This is a genomic window from Rubrivirga halophila, assembly GCF_046845755.1.
Classification (GTDB): domain Bacteria; phylum Bacteroidota; class Rhodothermia; order Rhodothermales; family Rubricoccaceae; genus Rubrivirga.
Map to the genome: position 1 here is coordinate 3,749,522 of NZ_CP177357.1, position 16,557 is coordinate 3,766,078.

General features: G+C 72.7%; 19 protein-coding genes and 2 tRNA genes. 11 read left to right on the plus strand and 10 right to left on the minus strand.

Features of this window, described 5'->3' with window-relative positions:
* Window positions 1–13: 13 nt before the first annotated feature.
* From yidC to rpmH, 3 genes are read right to left on the minus strand one after another with little or no spacing between them, the layout of a single operon-like run.
* On the minus strand, window positions 14–1,933 hold the full coding sequence (yidC, locus tag ACLIRP_RS16365; RefSeq protein WP_412061544.1) for a membrane protein insertase YidC: 1,920 nt from the start codon (window positions 1,931–1,933) through the stop codon (window positions 14–16).
* 24 nt (window positions 1,934–1,957) lie between these two features.
* Window positions 1,958–2,386, minus strand: a complete 429-nt coding sequence (locus tag ACLIRP_RS16370; protein ID WP_412061545.1) for a ribonuclease P protein component — start codon at window positions 2,384–2,386, stop codon at window positions 1,958–1,960.
* Window positions 2,387–2,390: 4 nt separating this feature from the next.
* Window positions 2,391–2,546 (minus strand): 50S ribosomal protein L34, encoded by a 156-nt coding sequence (rpmH, locus tag ACLIRP_RS16375; protein WP_412061546.1) that lies wholly within the window; start codon window positions 2,544–2,546, stop codon window positions 2,391–2,393.
* 201 nt (window positions 2,547–2,747) lie between these two features.
* On the opposite strand from rpmH, the gene ACLIRP_RS16380 reads away from it, so the two are divergent.
* From ACLIRP_RS16380 to ACLIRP_RS16390, 3 genes are all read left to right on the plus strand, one after another.
* Window positions 2,748–2,820, plus strand: a tRNA-Gly gene (locus ACLIRP_RS16380).
* A gap of 76 nt (window positions 2,821–2,896) precedes the next feature.
* Window positions 2,897–2,970, plus strand: a tRNA-Val gene (locus tag ACLIRP_RS16385).
* A 248-nt stretch (window positions 2,971–3,218) separates the two neighbouring features.
* Window positions 3,219–3,872 carry a hypothetical protein gene (locus ACLIRP_RS16390; protein WP_412061547.1) on the plus strand — a complete coding sequence of 218 codons (654 nt, stop codon included), beginning with the start codon at window positions 3,219–3,221 and terminating at the stop codon, window positions 3,870–3,872.
* 177 nt (window positions 3,873–4,049) lie between these two features.
* Here ACLIRP_RS16390 and ACLIRP_RS16395 read toward each other — a convergent pair whose 3' ends face one another.
* Window positions 4,050–4,421 (minus strand): hypothetical protein, encoded by a 372-nt coding sequence (locus ACLIRP_RS16395; protein ID WP_412061548.1) that lies wholly within the window; start codon window positions 4,419–4,421, stop codon window positions 4,050–4,052.
* Window positions 4,422–4,698: 277 nt separating this feature from the next.
* On the opposite strand from ACLIRP_RS16395, the gene ACLIRP_RS16400 reads away from it, so the two are divergent.
* The 5 genes from ACLIRP_RS16400 to ACLIRP_RS16420 all read left to right on the plus strand — a co-directional run bounded on the left by ACLIRP_RS16400 (window position 4,699) and on the right by ACLIRP_RS16420 (window position 9,442).
* Complete coding sequence (locus ACLIRP_RS16400) at window positions 4,699–5,166, plus strand: DnaJ domain-containing protein (RefSeq protein ID WP_412061549.1); 468 nt, start codon at window positions 4,699–4,701, stop codon at window positions 5,164–5,166.
* A 291-nt stretch (window positions 5,167–5,457) separates the two neighbouring features.
* The gene (locus ACLIRP_RS16405) at window positions 5,458–6,435 is read left to right on the plus strand and encodes a branched-chain amino acid transaminase (RefSeq protein ID WP_412061550.1); all 978 of its coding nucleotides are present in this window, start codon (window positions 5,458–5,460) and stop codon (window positions 6,433–6,435) included.
* A gap of 181 nt (window positions 6,436–6,616) precedes the next feature.
* Window positions 6,617–7,072 carry a peptidase S1 gene (locus tag ACLIRP_RS16410; protein WP_412061551.1) on the plus strand — a complete coding sequence of 152 codons (456 nt, stop codon included), beginning with the start codon at window positions 6,617–6,619 and terminating at the stop codon, window positions 7,070–7,072.
* A 56-nt stretch (window positions 7,073–7,128) separates the two neighbouring features.
* A complete protein-coding gene (locus ACLIRP_RS16415; RefSeq protein ID WP_412061552.1) occupies window positions 7,129–8,907 on the plus strand; it encodes a hypothetical protein in 1,779 nt (592 codons plus the stop codon).
* Between the two features lie 91 nt (window positions 8,908–8,998).
* Complete coding sequence (locus ACLIRP_RS16420) at window positions 8,999–9,442, plus strand: hypothetical protein (protein ID WP_412061553.1); 444 nt, start codon at window positions 8,999–9,001, stop codon at window positions 9,440–9,442.
* 6 nt (window positions 9,443–9,448) lie between these two features.
* On the opposite strand, the gene ACLIRP_RS16425 is transcribed toward ACLIRP_RS16420, so the two are convergent.
* The 6 genes from ACLIRP_RS16425 to ACLIRP_RS16450 form a co-directional block, all read right to left on the minus strand.
* The gene (locus ACLIRP_RS16425; RefSeq protein ID WP_412061554.1) at window positions 9,449–9,913 is read right to left on the minus strand and encodes a MarR family winged helix-turn-helix transcriptional regulator; all 465 of its coding nucleotides are present in this window, start codon (window positions 9,911–9,913) and stop codon (window positions 9,449–9,451) included.
* Complete coding sequence (locus tag ACLIRP_RS16430) at window positions 9,910–10,986, minus strand: sensor histidine kinase (protein WP_412061555.1); 1,077 nt, start codon at window positions 10,984–10,986, stop codon at window positions 9,910–9,912. Before ACLIRP_RS16430 ends, ACLIRP_RS16425 begins: the two co-directional genes overlap by 4 nt.
* A 125-nt stretch (window positions 10,987–11,111) precedes the next feature.
* On the minus strand, window positions 11,112–11,825 hold the full coding sequence (locus ACLIRP_RS16435; RefSeq protein ID WP_412061556.1) for a response regulator transcription factor: 714 nt from the start codon (window positions 11,823–11,825) through the stop codon (window positions 11,112–11,114).
* 95 nt (window positions 11,826–11,920) lie between these two features.
* Window positions 11,921–12,520, minus strand: a complete 600-nt coding sequence (gene ruvA, locus ACLIRP_RS16440; protein ID WP_412061557.1) for a Holliday junction branch migration protein RuvA — start codon at window positions 12,518–12,520, stop codon at window positions 11,921–11,923.
* 63 nt (window positions 12,521–12,583) lie between these two features.
* Entirely contained in the window at window positions 12,584–13,483 is a 900-nt protein-coding gene (locus tag ACLIRP_RS16445; RefSeq protein ID WP_412061558.1) for a hypothetical protein, read from the minus strand.
* A 47-nt stretch (window positions 13,484–13,530) separates the two neighbouring features.
* Window positions 13,531–14,238 (minus strand): RNA polymerase sigma factor, encoded by a 708-nt coding sequence (locus ACLIRP_RS16450; protein ID WP_412061559.1) that lies wholly within the window; start codon window positions 14,236–14,238, stop codon window positions 13,531–13,533.
* Between the two features lie 285 nt (window positions 14,239–14,523).
* Here ACLIRP_RS16450 and rplM point away from each other — a divergent pair, with 285 nt between their 5' ends.
* The 3 genes from rplM to rpsB all read left to right on the plus strand — a co-directional run bounded on the left by rplM (window position 14,524) and on the right by rpsB (window position 16,474).
* Window positions 14,524–14,967, plus strand: a complete 444-nt coding sequence (gene rplM / locus ACLIRP_RS16455; RefSeq protein ID WP_412061560.1) for a 50S ribosomal protein L13 — start codon at window positions 14,524–14,526, stop codon at window positions 14,965–14,967.
* A gap of 70 nt (window positions 14,968–15,037) precedes the next feature.
* Window positions 15,038–15,427, plus strand: coding sequence for a 30S ribosomal protein S9 (gene rpsI / locus ACLIRP_RS16460; protein ID WP_412061561.1), 390 nt, complete (start codon window positions 15,038–15,040; stop codon window positions 15,425–15,427).
* Window positions 15,428–15,622: 195 nt separating this feature from the next.
* Entirely contained in the window at window positions 15,623–16,474 is an 852-nt protein-coding gene (gene rpsB, locus ACLIRP_RS16465) for a 30S ribosomal protein S2 (protein WP_412061562.1), read from the plus strand.
* Window positions 16,475–16,557: the final 83 nt, after the last annotated feature.

The following is a 16,557-nucleotide window of genomic DNA, read 5'->3' on the forward strand; positions in this document are numbered from 1 at the left end:
CCGCATCGGGCCGCTACTTTTTGCCCTTGCCCTTCTTGGAGCCCGCGCGGCCGTTCTGCGCGATCGCCTGCGACGTGATCCCGCCCTTGCGGCCCGGCCGGCGCGAGCGCTTGCCCGAGGGCTTCTTGCCGGCCGCCTTGTCGAGCGCCGCCGCCGCCTTGTCGATCTCGGGCGTCTCGCCGCGCTCGTGCGCCGCGTGCACCTGCTGGTTGACCATCCGCTGCTGGACGATCGAGAAGAGGTTGAACGCGAGGTAGTACAGCGACAGGCCCGACGGGAAGCGGTTGAAGAACAGGAAGAACATCAGGGGCATCATGTACATGAGCACCTTCTGCTGGCCCCCCGCCATCCCGCTCGACGACGACATCGACAGCCGCATTGAGATCACCATCGACGCCGCCATCAGGATCGTGAAGCCGGCCAGGTAATCGCCCACGAAGGGGATCGTGAACGGCAGCGGCAGCACGGGGTCCGGCGCCGACAAGTCGGCCGCCCACAGGAACGACTCGCCGCGCAGGACGAGCGTCGACTGGAAAAAGCGCCACAGCGCGATGAGCAGCGGGTACTGGAGCAGCATCGGCAGGCAGCCGCCGAGCGGGTTCACGCCGGCCGTCTTGTAGACGCCCATCATGGCCTCCTGCTGCTTTTGCGGGTCGTCGCCGTACTTCTCCTTGACGGCGGTCAACTGGGGCTGCAGCTCGCGCATCTTAGCCGCGTTCCGGTAGCTCACTGCCGTCAGCGGCCACAGCAGCAGCTTGATCAGGAGCGCGAAGACGATGATCACCAGCCCGTAGCTGGGGATGAACGTCGACAGGAAGGCGAACGTCGGCGCGACCACGTACCGCGCGATCGGGCGGATCATCCAGCCCACCCAGGCGCCAAAGTCGACGGTGTCGTAGAGCCCGTACTCCGCCAGGCGGCGCAGCTCGAGGGGCCCGAGGTACAAGGTGAACGCGGCGCTCTCACCGGCCGCCAGCCGGGGCATCTCCAAGCGCGCCGTGTAGTCCTGGGCAAAGCCTGAGTCCGGCTCGTCGGCCTCGCCGACCTGGGTGCCGGTTAGCCGCGCGCCGTCGGTCGCCGTCTGCGGAATCATCGCGGCGATAAAGAACTTGGTCTTGACGGCCACCCAGTCGACCGAGCCCGTCCGCACCAGGGGCTCTTCCTCGCCCGCCTCGGTCAGCTTGACCGACTCCGTCTCGCCGCCGGTGCTGACGAACGTGCCGCCCTGCTGGGCCTCGCCGACGGGGTCGGCCTCGGCCAGCGGCAGGGCCCCGTCCCAGATCAGCTCGTAGCCGCCGCCCTGGCTCAGCAGGTCCGTGCCCGGCGTCGCGATCTGGAAGTCGAGGTCGTACGAGTCGTGCTCGAACCCGTAGACGAACCGCAGCCCGCCCGCCCCGACCGGCGCGTCGAAGCGCAGCGTGCCCTCGCCCTCCTCGACGTGCAGCGTGTCGCCCCGGAACACCTCGCCGTCGACGACGGGCGTGAACGACAAGGCGCGCGTGTCGAGGTACTCGCCCCGCGCGGGGAGGACGCCGAGCGCGAGCGCGCCGGTCGAGTCGGACACCAGCTCGACGGGCTCGCCGGTCGCCGCGTTGTCGTAGCCGAGCAGCTTGTAGGAGACGAGCGTGCCGCCCTGGGTGGAGAACGTCGCGTGGTAGCGGTCCGTCGCCACGACGAACGTCCGCGCGGGGCGGCCCAGGGCCCGGGCGAACGCCGAGTCGGTCGGGGCCGCCAGCGTCTCGGGCTCGGGCGTCTCTGGAACCGCCTCCTCGACGGGGGCCACCTCTTGGATCGCCGCCAGCGAGTCGGCCGCCGCCTGCTGCGCCTCGATCTGCTCCGGCGAGGGTGCGGTCTGGATCATCCACACCCCCAGGATCAGGGACATGAGGAGGATGCCGATAAGGGCAGTACGGTCGAGGCCCTGGGGTTCCACAGACTTGGGGGTGGGTCGGGTGCCTTACGAGGCGGGGGCGTCCGAGGGTGCGGGCCGGTCCGCGAGCCGGCCGACGAGCCGGTCGAGGGCGCGCGGCAAGTCGCGGCGGATGGCCGCGGAGGCGTCGTCGTCGCGGCCCCGGTACAGGGCCATCAGCGTCAGCGCGTCCGGGCGGTCGGCGAACGTCGCCAGCAGCGGCGCTTGGTGCAGGCGGAACGCCTCGCGGAGGTACCGGCGGACGGCCGTGCGCCGCGCGTTCGTCTGGCGTCGGCCGGGCGCGAACCCGACCTGGACCGGGGCGCCCTCCGTCGCGTCGCGCGGCACCACGCGGTACAGCACGACGATGGTGCCGGCCTTGGCGCGGCCCACGTCGTCGCGGCCGCGCTCGAAGAGCGGCCGGATCAACCGCCGCCGCTTGAGCCGCCGCGAGCGCGGGAACGCGCCAGCCCGCACCGGACTACTTGGAGGCCTTCGAGTCGGAGACCGTGAGGTCGTGGCGGCCCTTGGCGCGGCGGCGCGCCAGGACGTTGCGGCCGTTCTTGGTGGCCATGCGCGAGCGGAAGCCGTGCTTGTTGGCGCGCTTGCGGCGGCTGGGCTGGTAGGTGCGCTTCATAATGGGGCGCCTGGGGCGCTGGCGTCGGCGGGCGGGCCCGCAGGGATAACACGATCCCGCCGCCGACACGGGACCGTGCTGGCGGCGGAACCGAAAAGATACCCGTCCGGCCCGGGCCCCCCGTGAAGGGCCGTTGACTTCGCACCGACCGCACGGGCCGTGTTGACCGCCGCCGCGCCGATCCCGTACCTTCGTGGTCCTGCGGGAATAGCTCAGTTGGTAGAGCATCAGCTTCCCAAGCTGAGGGTCGCGGGTTCGAGTCCCGTTTCCCGCTCCGGGGCCGGTCGGCGTCTGTCGGCCGGCCCTTTTTGAATCGCGCGGGCGACCCGCTTCGGGGGCGCCAGCGGCGCGGGCGGTTAGCTCAGCTGGTTAGAGCATCGGATTTACATTCCGAGGGTCGGGGGTTCAAGTCCCTCACCGCCCACCGCGGGGTGCAGGCGGGGGAACCGATGGCCTGCTTCTCCTCTCGCAGGGCTGCGCGCCTCCACCGGCTATCGTACCTGTTGCCGAGTTGAGAATCCCCTTGACTGCCGACGACGCCCAGGTCTGGTCCGTGAGCGGGCCCACCAGGTGCCGCCCGACCCCTCCGTCAACCGGGGCGGGGTCTCCAGTCCGATTCGTTCCGCGTGGTACAAGGCACTCGGCGGTGTGGCCGCCTCTTCAATGACCCCCATGCGTCTCTGCCTCCTCACGCTGGCGACCGTCCTGTCCGCGTGTGGGGGGCAGGATCCGCCGGCGCCCCGCACCCCCTCCGCCCCGGCGGCGCCCGCTCCCCTCAGCCCTTCCGAGACCGCGCATCTGGACACGAGCGTGGCGCCTAGCGGCGACTCGGTCTGGGTCGGCGACCCACCGAGCCTCGTGGCCGGCCCGCTCCGCGAGCTCCCTGGCGACTGGACCGTCCGCACGACGGACGTAGCCGCCCAGCGTGAGGGCATGGCGACGCTTCTCACTGTCCGGACGGGGGCGCACGACGGGTTCGACCGGGTCGTGTTCACGTTCGACGGAGACGCGCTGCCCGCCGTCCACCTCGAGTACGTGGACCGACCCGTCAGGGCATGCGGGTCCGGCGAGCCGGTGAGGCTGGAGGGGGAGGGGTGGCTCGCCGTCCGCGTCGAGCCGGCCCAAGCCCACACCGAGGCCGGCAAGGCGACGGTCCCCGACCGACGCCAGGCGCCGGCCTTCCCCGCCCTCCGCGAGTGGGCGCTCACCTGCGATTTCGAGGCCGACGTGACTCTCGTGCTCGGCCTCGCCGCACCCCTCGGCTACCGGGCAGCGGTGCTCCACGCCCCGCTCCGCCTGGTCGTCGACGTGCGGCACGGCCGGTAGCCGGCCTGCGCTTCGCGACCGGGACGGTACCGGGTCCGGCTGGCCGCTCCCCGACCTCACCCGCCCGGCCGCGGCGCCTCCTCCGGGTCGCCCCAGTCGAGGACCGCCTCGGCACGGCACACCCGCGCCCCCGCCAGCCGAAGCCGACGGGGGCGCGAGCCCAATGGGGAGGATCGGTCAGGCCGTGCAGCGCAGGGTCGCGTTGCCGCCCGGGCTCCGGCGGTAGTGCGAGTCCGTCGTCAGCACGCCCCCCGCGTTGCAGTTGAACCCGTCCACCCGAATCACCTCGGGGGTCGGCGGGAGGTCCTTGAACTGGCACGTCAGGATCCGCTTGCCCTTGTTGGTGACCACGAACGTGACGTGGTCGGTGGCGAACCCGAACCCGGTGCAGGTGCCGTTGGGCTGGCCGTTGCCGGGGTTGACCACGACCCCGTCCGCGCTCGCGAACGGAGCGTCGGCGGGCGCGGCCGCGTCACAGCCGGCGAGGCCGACGGCCAGAAGGGCGATCACGCCGAGGAAGGTGGAGAGGGAGCCGAGGAGGTGCTTCATCGCAGCGGGGGAGGGTGGACCTCCAGAATCGGCCCCGCCTGCCGAGTGTCGCCCCAGGTGACCGCCCCGCGGCACCAAATCGGCGGTCAGAAAACGGAATCGCTGTTTGTGCCCGAGATAACCGCACCATATAGACTCAGCTAACTGGGAAGCGCGGAGCCCGTCCCATCGGAGTCGAGGCCCCGCCGCCCGTCGGCGCCAGCCCTCTCGCTCGCGCCAGCCCCTCGCGAACTCCGCCGCCACCCCGCGCGTCGAGGCGCCCGCGCCCCTCCCCGCCGTGGCCCGAGACCCCTTCCGCACCCTCGCCCTGCCCTACGACGCCGCCCCCGGCGACGTCCGCGCGGCCTTCCGCCGCCTTGCCCGCCAGACCCACCCCGACCAGGGCGGCTCCGCCGACGCCTTCCACCGGGTCCGCCTGGCCTACGACGCCTTGATCGCCGACCTCGACGCCGAGCGCCAGCGCTGGGCCCCCGCTCGCGCGCCCGCCCCACGCCACCCCGCCGGGCTCGACCCGGCCGTCTACCCGACCTGCCCGGTCCGCATCGCCCGCGCCCGCGACGGCACCCGGCGCGTCACCTACGAAACCGCCCGCCGCCCGCCCGGCTGGCGCCCCGGCCCGGCGCCCCCACCCGGCGGCACCTGCGTCGCCCACGCCCCCGCCACCGAGACCTCTCCCGCCGTTGGCATCTGGTCCGTCCCCCTCGGCGCGCGCACCGTCCGTTACGTCTTCGGCCCGGCCGGGTAGCGACGCTCGGGTGGGCGTCGGGCACCACTCGGGCAGGCCTCGCGGACCAGCCGACCCCGACGCCGATACGGCCACGCGTGCCCTGGCCTGGCGGTGTCCCTCGCGTTTGGGTTGCCGCCCGCGAAGACTGGGCCGAAAGGGACCGGAAGCGCTTCCGAGGCGTTCGTCCCCACGTATACTTTCCACACCCCCGCTCGTCGACGGCTGGCGCGGACGGCCCGCGCCGCTCGCGTCGCCCCCAGCCCTCGACGGACGGGCCGCCCCTTCCCCTTCCCCTCCCCCCCCACGCTCATGTCGCAGCCCCGCATCTGGTTCAACGGAGAGCTCGTCGCCTACGAGGACGCCACCATCCACGTGCTCTCCCACGTCGTCCACTACGGATCGAGCGTGTTCGAAGGCATCCGCGCCTACGACACCGAGCGCGGCCCGGCCATCTTCCGCCTCGAGGAGCACATGGCGCGGCTCATCGACTCGGCCAAGATCCACCGCATGGACCTCGGCTACTCCGTCGACGAGCTGTGCGACGCCGTGGTCGGCACCGTCGCCGACAGCGGGCTCGAGGCCTGCTACATCCGGCCGGTCTCGTTCCGCGGCCACGGCAAGATGGGCGTCAACCCGCTCAACAACCCCGTCCACACCGTCGTGGCCGTCTGGGAGTGGGGCCAGTACCTCGGCGCCGAGGCGCTCGAAGAAGGCGTCGACGTGCAGGTCTCGTCGTGGAACCGGCCCGCGCCCAACACCATCCCCTCGATGGCCAAGGCCGGCGGCAACTACCTCGGCGGCAGCCTGATCAAGATGGAGGCCATCAAGAACGGGTTCGCCGAGGGCATCGCGCTCTCCGTCGACGGCTACCTCTCGGAGGGGTCCGGCGAGAACCTGTTCCTGATCCGCGACGGCGAGATCTACACGCCGCCGACGACGATGTCCATCCTGCCGGGCATCACGCGCGACTCCATCATCCAGATCGCCGAGGACCGCGGCTACACCGTCATCGAGAAGATCCTGCCCCGCGAGGCGCTCTACCTCGCCGACGAGATCTTCTTTACCGGCACCGCCGCCGAGGTCACGCCCGTCCGCTCGGTCGACCACTACCGGATCGGCGAGGGCCGCCGCGGCCCCATCACCGCCGAGCTCCAGCAGGCCTACTTCGAGGCGCTCCGCGACACGGCCAACCCGCGGGACTGGCTCACCTTCGTCGAGGCGTCGGCTGCCGACGCGCCGGCCGTCGCCACCACGACGAACGGGCACGCCGTCCACGAGACCGCCTAGCGGTCGGACGGCCTGGAGGAGGCACGGGCCTCCGCACCTGGGGAGGGCCCCGCTCCGACGACGGGGCGGGGCCCTCGGTGTGTGGAGTCGATATCACACCCCTTGAACACTTGTTTTTTAAGGGGGTGCGGGGGATCCTGTCGTCGCCACTTCCGGCTCGTGTCTCTTCCCCCTGGCTCTCATGCGTTTCCTCCTCGCCCTCGCCCTGCTCGCCTTTGCGGCGTCCCCCGCCCTCGCCCAGGACGTTGGTGCCGACCCCAACTTCGGCGACGTCCGCCTCGATGAGGGCTTCCCCGACGACCCGTTCGTGATCGAACTGGTGGCCGGTGGCACCGTCGAGCCGGCCGTCCGCGGCTGCAGCTACGGGTCCATCACCGAAGCCCCCGACGTCGACCTCTACTACACCTCGTCGGGTAGCAGCGCCCTCTACATCTACGCCGTCTCGGGCGACGACACGACGATCTTGGTCAACCTCCCCGACGGGAACTGGGTCTGCGACGACGACAGCTACGACGACGGCGACCCCATCGTCGTCATCCGCGGCGCCGACGCCGGGCTCTACAACATCTGGGTGGGGACCTACGGCGACAGCCCCGCCGACGCCACGCTGTTCATCTCCGAGATCGATCCGCGCTAACCGTGGCTTGGGCGGGCTGTGGTGTCGACATTGAGGGCCCCCCTCTGACCCCGCCGATGCCCCGACTGCTCGCCCTCGCCCTCGCCCTCGGGCTCGCCGCCCCGCTCGCGGCGCAGCCCATGATGCCCGACGCCGCGCCGGCCGCGGGCGCCGTGTCCGCCTCCGCCGAGCGCGTCGAGGTCGGCGTCACGGTCCGCGCGCGGACGCCGATGCCGCTCTCGGAGCCCGGCTGCGTCGGCTACGTCGATCCGTCGGCGCCGGACGTCGTCGTCGACTGGGGCGGCGGCGACTTCGTGGTCGCCGTCACCGGCGACTTCGACGCCACGCTGGCGGTCCGCCGCCCGGATGGGGCGTGGGCCTGCGACGACGACACGCACGGCGTGCTGCCTGTCGTCGGGCTCTCGAGCGCCCCCGCTGGCCGGTACGCGGTCTGGGTAGGCGCCTTCTCGGAAGACGGCAACGGCCTCTCGGCCACGGTCGCGGCCGGCCCGCCCGCACCGCCCCCGACGTTGGGGCCCGCCAGCGCCGCGCTCGCCGGCCGCATCGCCGCCGCCGGCGGGTTCGAGGCCGCCCAGGGCGCCATCGAGGTGACCGTCACGGCCGGTGGGCCCGACGCCGCCGAGCGGCTGGCGACCGCCGACGGCACGGCCTGCACGGGCTACATCACGGCCGCCCGCCCCTCGGCCGTCGTCGACTACGACGCGGCGGACGGGACGGGCGAGATCGCCATCCGCGCCACGGCGTTCGACGACGAGGCGTTCGCCGACCTCGTCCTCGTGGTCCGCCGGCCCGACGGCTCGCTCGCCTGCAACGACGACTTCGGCGGGACGGACCCGACCGTCATCGAGGAGGACCCCACGAGCGGCGCGTACGGCGTTTGGGTCGGCACCTTCAGCCTGTCCGACCCGGTCAGCGCAATGCTCACCGTGACCGAGACGGCACCCGCGTTCGACGTCGACGACTTCGACGACTACGACGGGGGCGACTTCTCGCCCGAGCCGTACTCCGAGGGCAGCTACCTCGCGCTCCGCCTCGACGCCGCGCCCGCCGTCCGGCTCGCGGCCGACGACGCCAGCGGCAGCGACGCGACCGTCCTCCTGCAGCCCGAGGCCGGCAACCCGGTCACCGGGCCCGCCTGCTCGGGCTACATCGAGACGGCGGCGACGGCGGGCGTCACGCTCTCTGGCGAGGGCCCCTTCGCCTTCCGCGCCTCGGCCGAGGACGACCTCACGCTCACCGTCAAGACGCCCTCGGGCGACTGGTGGTGCAGCGACGACGCCGACGGGCTCGACCCGGGCATCCAGGTCGACGTCGCCGAGCCGGGGACCTACCTCGTCTGGGTCGGCACCTTCGGCGACCTCGACGGGGCGACCGAGGCGACCGTGTCCGTCGCGCCCGGCGTGGTCGAGTCGAGCGGCGGCTACGACGGCTACGACGGGCCGACCCAGTCGGAGGGCCTGCACGACGGATCGGTGCTGGCGCCGGGCCCTGGGCAGATCGCGCTCGCGCTCGGCACCGAGGCCGAGGTCCTGGCCGGCGGCCCGATCCTCAACCCGGTCACGGGCGAGCTGTGCCGGGGCTTCGTCGCTGAGACGCCGACGGCGACCCTGGCCGTCGACGGGGCGGTCGGGATCGGGGCCTACGCCGAAGACACCGACCTGACGATCGTGGTCCGCGCGCCCGACGGCTCGTGGACGTGCGGCGACGACGCCGAGGGCACCGACCCCTACGTGACCGTCGACGGCGGGCCGGGGACGGTGACCATCTGGGTGGGCACCTTCTCGCGCCGGACGTCCCCCGTGGAGGCCACCGTGTACACCGACCGTTTCGAGTAGCGTTAAATCTGTGCGTCCGGCGCCTCACGTGGCACCACCCACGGCGGCCCGGCGTTTGCACGTCGACAGGCTCACCAGACCCCCCTCGGTCATGCGTCCCCTTCTCTTCGCGTTCGTCCTGTTGGCGGCGTCGGCCGTTCAGGCCCAGCCCCGACCCAACGGCACCCCGCAGCACACGTTGTCGATCGGGTCGGAGGCCGTGTCGGCCGACGTCCGCGCGGGCGGCGCCGACCGCAACGCCGTGCCGGGCAGCGGGTGCTCGGGCTTCATCAATGACGCCCGGCCGACGGCCGTCGTCACCGTCGAGGGCTCGGGCCCGCTGGCGATCTACGCCGTCTCGGGCTCCGACACGACGATGCTGGTCTCGGACCCGGCGGGCCGCTGGCACTGCTCCGACGACGCGCGCGGCAGCGACCCCGCCGTCACGTTCGCGCAGGCCGCGCCGGGCCGCTACGTCGTCTGGGTGGGCACGTTCTCGCCGAACGCGGCGGCGCCCGCCACGCTGTCGGCCGTCCGCGGCCGCCCGGCCTGGTAGCTCGCGCTACTCGGTCTGGTCGGTCCGGACCTTTTCGAGCAGCGCCGACAGCTGGGTCAGCTCCTCCTCGGTGAGGTGGCTGCCCAGCCTAGCGATGGTGGTCTCGACGGGCTCGTCGAGGCGGCTCAGAGTCTCCAGCCCCGCGTCGGTGATCGAGACCTCGACCACGCGGCGGTCGTGGGCGGCCCGCTCGCGGCGGACGAAGCCCCGCTTTTCGAGCCGCACCAGCAGCCGGGTCACGTCCGGCGTCCGGTCGAGCAGCCGGGTCCCGACCTCGGTGCAGGTGTAGCGGTCCGGGTGGCGGCCACGCAAGATGCGCAAGACGTTGTACTGGGCCTGCGTCACGCCGTGCGGCGCGAGCGCCGCGTTCATGTTGGTGGCCACCCATGAGGCCGTCGCCAACACGTTGAGGAGCGCCTCCTGAGATGGCGTCGTGAAACGGTCCTGCTGGATGAGCTCGGAAAGGGTCACGGGCGCCGTGGTGGAGTCCCCGTATATCCGTCGTCGGCCGCTCCGTGTTCCTCTGGGCGCTCGGGCGCCAGCGCGAACGCGAACGTCGACCCGTACCCGACGCGGCTCTCGACGTCGAGCCGCTGGCCGTGCGCCTCCAAGATGTGCTTGACGATGGCGAGCCCCAGCCCGGTCCCGCCCTCGGCCCGGCTCCGGCTTTTGTCGACCCGGTAGAACCGCTCCGTCAGGCGCGGAATCGAGGCCTCCGGGATCCCGATCCCGTCGTCGACGACCGCCACGCGGACCGCGCCGTCGTCGCGCCGCCGCGCGGTGATCTCGACGTGACCGCCGGCCTGGTTGTACGAGATGGCGTTCTGGACGAGGTTCGTGAGCACCTGGCGGATCCGGGCGCGGTCGCCGAGCACGGCCGGGAGCTCGGGCGGCACGCGCACGCCGAGCGCGACCTCGTGCGCGCCCGCCAGACGCTCCAGACCCTCGGCCACCTCGCGCGCCAGCGGGCCGAGCGCGAACGGCGCCCGCTCGACCTGGAGCTGGCCGGTCTCGAGCTTGGAGATGTCGGACAGGTCGCGGGTGAGCGCGTCGAGCCGGGCGGCGTTCGTAGCAATCTTCTCGACGAACCGGCGGCGGACGCCGTCGTCGTCGAGGGCGCCGTCGAGGAGCGTCTCGGCAAAGCCGGAGACGGCGAAGATGGGCGTCCGCAGCTCGTGGCTCACGTCGCCGAGAAACTCGCGGCGGTAGCTCTCGGCCCGCTCCAGCCGCTCGATCTCGCTCTGCAGCGTGCGCCCCGCGCGGCCGACCTGCTCGATGAGCGCGTCGAGCTCGTCGCGGTCGCCCGAGGGAAGCGCCGCGAGCGCGTCGAACCGCCGCTTACGGGCCTCGCGCAGCGTCCGCCGGGCTAGCTCCAGGCGTCCGGCCACGCGGTGCGAGACGGCCGCGTACGTCACCACCCCGGCTCCCACGCCCACGGCCCCTACCACGACCCACGGCGGCGCCCCCAGCGCGACCGCCGCCAGCGCGACTGCGCCCACGCCCGCCGCGACGGTCACGGCCACCCGCAACGCGAGCCGGTGCACGCGGCGAGACCGGGGCGGCGGAACGATCACGGGCAGCGAGGGGAGGGGGGAGTCTCAAACGAACGCGCGCACGCAAGATCGCAAGCACGCGAGCCGTGCGGATTCAGCGAGGCCCACAGCCTGCGCTACGCCTCCAGCGCCTCCGCCAGCCGGTACCCGACGCCCTTGACGGTCTCGATGTAGGCGCTCCCGATCTTTTCCCGGATCTTGCGCACGTGCACGTCGACGGTCCGGTCCACGACGACGACATCGACGCCCCAGACGGCCGTGAGCAGCTCGTCGCGCTCGAACACGCGGCCAGGGTGGCTGGCCAGGAAGAACAGCAGCTCGAACTCCTTGCGGGGGAGCCGAAACGCCTCGCCCGACGCGGGCCGCTCGACGACGTAGCGCTCGCGGTCGACCACGAGGTCGTGGACCTGGATCTGCGCCGTCTGCGCGGCCTCGTCGCGCTCGACGCGGCGGAGCAGCGCCTGCACGCGGCTGACGAGCCGCTTGGGCGAGACGGGCTTGGGGAGGTAGTCGTCGGCGCCGGCGCCGAGCCCGGCGATCTCGTCGGCCTCGGCGGTCCGCGCCGTGAGCATCAGGATCGGCGTGCGGCGGAGCGCGGCGCGCTGACGAATCTGCTCGGTGAGCGCCAGCCCGTCCATGCGCGGCATCATGATGTCGACCACCATCACGTCCGGCTTCTCGGCCTCGGCGATCGCCAGGCCGGCGACGCCGTCGGACGCCGTGAGCACGGCGAAGCCCGCCGCCGCCAGCGCGTACTGGAGCAGTTCGACGAGGTCGGGCTCGTCGTCGATGACCAAGACGGTCGGGCGGTCGGCGGGGGCGTCGGCCATGGGCAAAGCGGGGGGAGCCCCCACGGTACAGGCGGGGCGGCGGCTCCGGCATTACCGAACCGTAACGCAGCGCGTGAACACGGCGCCCGGCTCGGTCAGCCCTCGCGGAGCGCGAGGCGGATGAGGTCCTCGGCGGAGGCGGTGCCGGGGTGGGCGCGGAGCACCTTGCGGAGCCGCTTCTCGGCCTCGGCGCGGCCGAGCCCCAGGGCCTCGAGACCGGAGCGCGCATCCGCGCGGGCCTCGCTGGCGACGCTGTCGCCGCCGAGCGCGCCCGACGGCTCGAGCCCGTCCATCCCCGCGAACTTGTCCCGGAGCTCGACGATCAGCCGCTCGGCCGTCCGCTTCCCGATGCCGGGCACGCGCGTCAACATCGCCGCGTCGCCCGACACGACCGTGTCGCGCAGCTCCGAGGGCGACATCGCACTGAGCGCCGCCAGCCCCAGCTTCGGGCCGACCCCGCTCACGGCCGTCAGCGTCTCGAACGCCGTCTGCTCGGCCTCGGTCGCAAAGCCGTAGAGCGTCTGCGAGTCCTCGCGGACGACGAACGTGGTGACCAGCTTGGCCGCGCTCCCGACGGGGGGGAGCTTTTCGAAGGACGAGGCCGGGATCAGCAGGCGATACCCGATGCCGCCGGCCTCGAGGATGGCTTCGGTCGGCTTTTTGTCGGCGAGGGTGCCAGAGACGTACGCGTACATGCAGTCGGTGGGGGGACCGGGCCAAGCTAGGCCCACCCGGTGCCACCCGACTGTCAGCGGGGCCTAGCTGCCGACCCGCACGGCGTCGAGCAGGCGCCGCGCGACAGGCGCGCGGTAGCCGCCCTGCTCGACGAGGTCGCCGAGCACGCGGGCGGCGTCGGCGTCGCGGCCCCGGTGCAGGAGCACGCGGCCGAGCGCGAGCCGGGCCTCCTGCGACACCCACGTTCGGCGGTCGGCCGCGTCCGCGAGGTCGGCGAGGTCGGCGGCGGCGGCGTCGAGCGCGGTCGCGTCGTAGCTCGGGAACAGGCCCAGCGTCGAGCGTCGGGCGTCGCGGACGGCTTGGGCGGCCGCGATCAGGCGGTCGGCGTCGGGCGCGGGGTCGGCGCTCCGCAGCGCCGGCTCGTCGACGGCGATCTCGCCCAGGGCAGCGATCTGCGCGCGCTCGGGGACGGAGGCCTGCGAGGCCAGGAACAGGGCCCCGTAGCCGACCAGCAGGACGGCCGCCGCTCGCGCCCACGTCGAGGCGCGGCGCCAGCGGGCGCGGGCCGGCCGGGCCGGCGGGCGGTCGACCAGCGTCCGGAGGGGCGCCTCGGGCGACGGGCGGGCCTCCGCGGCGGGCGTGTCGTCGGTTGCGAGCGGGGGGAGCGTCCGGCCGGTCAGCCGCTCGAAGCGGGCGACGACGTCCTCGGCGTCGGCGTCGAGCGCGTCGATCCGGCGGGCCAGGCGAGCGGCGGCCTCGGGGTCGGCCGGCATGGAGAGGCCGTCGAGCCCCAGGCGGCGCCCGACCACGCTCTGGCCGGGGTCGGGCCGGGCCCGCGCGGCGTCCACCAGCGCGGCGAGGCGGCGGGCCTCGTCGAGGGCGTCGGCGAGGTCCGGGCGGCCGGCCAGCGCGCGCTCGATCTCGGCCCGCTCGGCGGGCGAGAGGGCGGGGAACTCGTCGAGGCGGAGGGCGGGGTCAGTCACGGTGACGGGGGGGATCACACACACATAGACCCGCGAGGTCGCCAGATCTAACCTCGGAGATCATTTTCTTTTTGCGGATCGGCCTTTTTGGCGCCGTTTCCGGGGGTGCCGGACAGCGCGGAGGGCGGCGCGCTGTTCTCGTGGAGCGCGCGGAGGTCGGGGTCGGCCCGTAGGCGGGCGACGGCTTTCGAGAAGTAGGTGCGGGCCGTGGCGATGTCGAGGCCGGTGGCCGCGGCGATCTCCTGGTAGCTGGCGCCCTCGAGCAGCCGGAGCCGGGTGATCTCGACCGCGAAGTCCGGGAGGGCCGCGATGGCGCGCTCGATGAGCCGCCGCGTCAGGATGCGGTCGAAGCCGTCGGCCCCGCGGGCCGGGGTCGGCGTGGTGGTCTCCTCGACCTCGACGGTCTCGTGGCGGCGGGCCCGGTACGACAGCAGGACGTTGCGGCAGACGACGCTGACGAACTGGGGGAACCGCCGGGGCGTGCGGATCCCGTCGAACGACCGCTCGATCCGCTTGAACGACCGCTCGATCACCCAGTCGAGGTCGCTGGCGCTCGTCGCGCGCTCGGTGGCGAACCGGCCGTAGAAGTACCACACGACAAAGCAGTAGGCCCAGAGCTGGGCCGTCTGGCGGTCGTCCTCGTTGCCGTGCGCGCGCCAGCGGACGAACGTCGCCGCCGCCGCGTCGAAGTCGTCGAGCGGGAAGGGGAGGTGGGCCGCGAGGGCTTCGAGGCGAGAAGAGCGCTCCGAGAGCACAGACGGGGGGGCCAGAGGACCGCGAAGATAGAGGGGGGCCCCAGACCCGGGGAAGAATCCTTGAACCCGGCCGATTAGAGGGTTCGGAGGGGGCGTTCGCGTTGCCCTCCGCCCGGCGGCCGTCTAGCTTGTCCTGTTCGAATCGTGCTCGGCCCCCGCACACTCCGTACGGGACGCCAGCACGCCGGTCGCGGAGCGGCCGGGCCGCCCGCCCCTCAGAGGCGCGTGCGGGCCGGGTCGCCCTTTTTTATGGCGGCCGGCCCCACCGCAAAGGACCCCATCCCCATGAACACGACCTCGTTCAAGACCTACAGCGCCAAGCCCGGCGACGTCGAGCAGGCCTGGCACGTGGTCGACGCCGAGAACGTCGTCGTCGGCCGGCTCGCCGCCCGCGTGGCCACCATCCTGCGTGGCAAGCACAAGCCCGAGTACACGCCCCACATGGACGTCGGCGATCACGTCATCGTGATCAACGCCGAGAAGGTCCGCTTCACCGGCAAGAAGGAGACCGACAAGGAGTACTTCCGGCACTCCGGCTACCCCGGCGGCATCCGCTCGCGGACGCCCAAGGAGCTCCGCGTCTCGAAGCCCCACTTCATTGTCGAGAACGCCGTCAAGGGCATGCTGCCCCGGACCAAGCTCGGCCGCCAGCTCTACAAGAAGCTCCACGTCTACGTCGGGGCCGAGCACCCGCACGAGGCCCAGCAGCCGCAGACGCTCGACATCTAAGGGGCGTCGGCGCCCGCCCACCGGCTCTCGGTGGCGCAGGCGGCCGGCCTCTGAACACCGCATCCCCATTATGGCAACCCAGTATCAGGCCGTCGGCCGCCGCAAGACGTCGGTCGCCCGCGTCTACCTCCGCCCCGGCAACGGCAACGTCGTCGTCAACAAGCGCGAGCTCGCCGAGTACCTCCCGACCAAGATCCGCCAGGCCTCGGCCACGGCGCCGCTCGACCTCACGGAGCTCCGCGGCCAGTTCGACGTGCTCGTCAACGCCAAGGGCGGCGGCCTCACCGGCCAGGCCGAGGCCATCCAGCTCGGCATCGCGCGGTGCCTGGTCCAGTTCAACGAGGACCTCCGCAAGCCGCTCCGCGACGCCGGCTACATGACGCGCGACCCCCGCATGGTCGAGCGCAAGAAGCCCGGCCAGCCCAAGGCCCGCAAGAAGTTCCAGTTCTCGAAGCGCTAAGCTTCGCGGGCGTCGGGGAATGGAGACCGGCCGTTCATCGGCCCCACCTTCCCTCGCCGCCCCTATCACACACCCCGCCCGATGCGCTGGCGGGTGTCCCGGCCTCGGCCGGGATCGCCAGCGCAGCCGACGGCGGGGCCAGGATCAACCTCGGCGCGCGCGCCTCGCCGCCCGCGCCACACTCCCCGACAGACCATGGCACGTGCCTCGATTGAAGACCTCCTCCGCGCCGGCGCCCACTTTGGGCACCTGACCTCGCGCTGGAACCCGAAGATGGCCCCGTACATCTTCATGCAGCGGAACGGGATCCACATCCTCGACCTCAAGCAGACGCAGACGCTGCTCGACGAGGCCGCCGAGGCGGCCGGCCGGTTCGCCTCGAAGGGCCGCAAGATCCTGTTTATCGGCACCAAGAAGCAGGCGCAGGGCGTCGTCCGCGAGGAGGCCGAGCGCGCCGGGATGCCGTTCGTCGTCGACCGCTGGCAGGGCGGCATGATGACCAACTTCCAGACGATCCGCGGCTCGCTGCGCCGGATGGAGACGTTGCGCCGCGAGGACGCCGACGGCACGACCGACAAGCTCAAGAAGAAGGAGCGGCTCATGCGCTCGCGCGAGCTCGAGAAGCTCGACCGCGTGCTCGGCGGGATCGCCGACATGGGCAAGCTGCCCGGCGCCGTCTTCGTCGTCGACGTCAAGCGCGAGCACATCGCCGTCGACGAGGCCCGCAAGCTCAACATCCCGATCATCGCCCTCGTCGACTCGAATGTCGACCCGGACCTCGTCGACTTCCCGATCCCGGCGAACGACGACGCGATGAAGTCGGTGGCCCTGTTCACGCGCCACATCGCCGACGCCATCATTGAGGGCCAGAAGGCCGGCGCCATCGAGCGCGACGCGGCCGTCGCCGAGGCGCAGAGCCGCGCCGCCGACGAGGCCAAGGCCGACGACGCCGAGGCCAAGGCCGAAGCCGAGGAGCCCGTGACCACGATGGCCGACGCCGAGACCCAGGCCCGCGTCGAGGCGACCGCCAACAAGACGTCGGCGTAGCGCCCCCCGCTCCGCGAGTCGTGATGCGTGATTCGTGATGCGTGACCTCTCGAAGGGCACCCTCACGGATCACGCATCACGCA

What these genes read in the sequence shown, in the direction of transcription:
- rpmH (WP_412061546.1), bottom strand. Translation starts at nt 2,546, where the DNA reads ATGAAGCGCACCTACCAGCCCAGCCGCCGCAAGCGCGCCAACAAGCAC.
- ACLIRP_RS16390 (WP_412061547.1), top strand. Translation starts at nt 3,219, where the DNA reads ATGCGTCTCTGCCTCCTCACGCTGGCGACCGTCCTGTCCGCGTGTGGG.
- ACLIRP_RS16395 (WP_412061548.1), bottom strand. Translation starts at nt 4,421, where the DNA reads ATGAAGCACCTCCTCGGCTCCCTCTCCACCTTCCTCGGCGTGATCGCC.
- ACLIRP_RS16405 (WP_412061550.1), top strand. Translation starts at nt 5,458, where the DNA reads ATGTCGCAGCCCCGCATCTGGTTCAACGGAGAGCTCGTCGCCTACGAG.
- ACLIRP_RS16410 (WP_412061551.1), top strand. Translation starts at nt 6,617, where the DNA reads ATGCGTTTCCTCCTCGCCCTCGCCCTGCTCGCCTTTGCGGCGTCCCCC.
- ACLIRP_RS16415 (WP_412061552.1), top strand. Translation starts at nt 7,129, where the DNA reads ATGCCCCGACTGCTCGCCCTCGCCCTCGCCCTCGGGCTCGCCGCCCCG.
- ACLIRP_RS16420 (WP_412061553.1), top strand. Translation starts at nt 8,999, where the DNA reads ATGCGTCCCCTTCTCTTCGCGTTCGTCCTGTTGGCGGCGTCGGCCGTT.
- ACLIRP_RS16435 (WP_412061556.1), bottom strand. Translation starts at nt 11,825, where the DNA reads ATGGCCGACGCCCCCGCCGACCGCCCGACCGTCTTGGTCATCGACGAC.
- ruvA (WP_412061557.1), bottom strand. Translation starts at nt 12,520, where the DNA reads ATGTACGCGTACGTCTCTGGCACCCTCGCCGACAAAAAGCCGACCGAA.
- rplM (WP_412061560.1), top strand. Translation starts at nt 14,524, where the DNA reads ATGAACACGACCTCGTTCAAGACCTACAGCGCCAAGCCCGGCGACGTC.
- rpsI (WP_412061561.1), top strand. Translation starts at nt 15,038, where the DNA reads ATGGCAACCCAGTATCAGGCCGTCGGCCGCCGCAAGACGTCGGTCGCC.
- rpsB (WP_412061562.1), top strand. Translation starts at nt 15,623, where the DNA reads ATGGCACGTGCCTCGATTGAAGACCTCCTCCGCGCCGGCGCCCACTTT.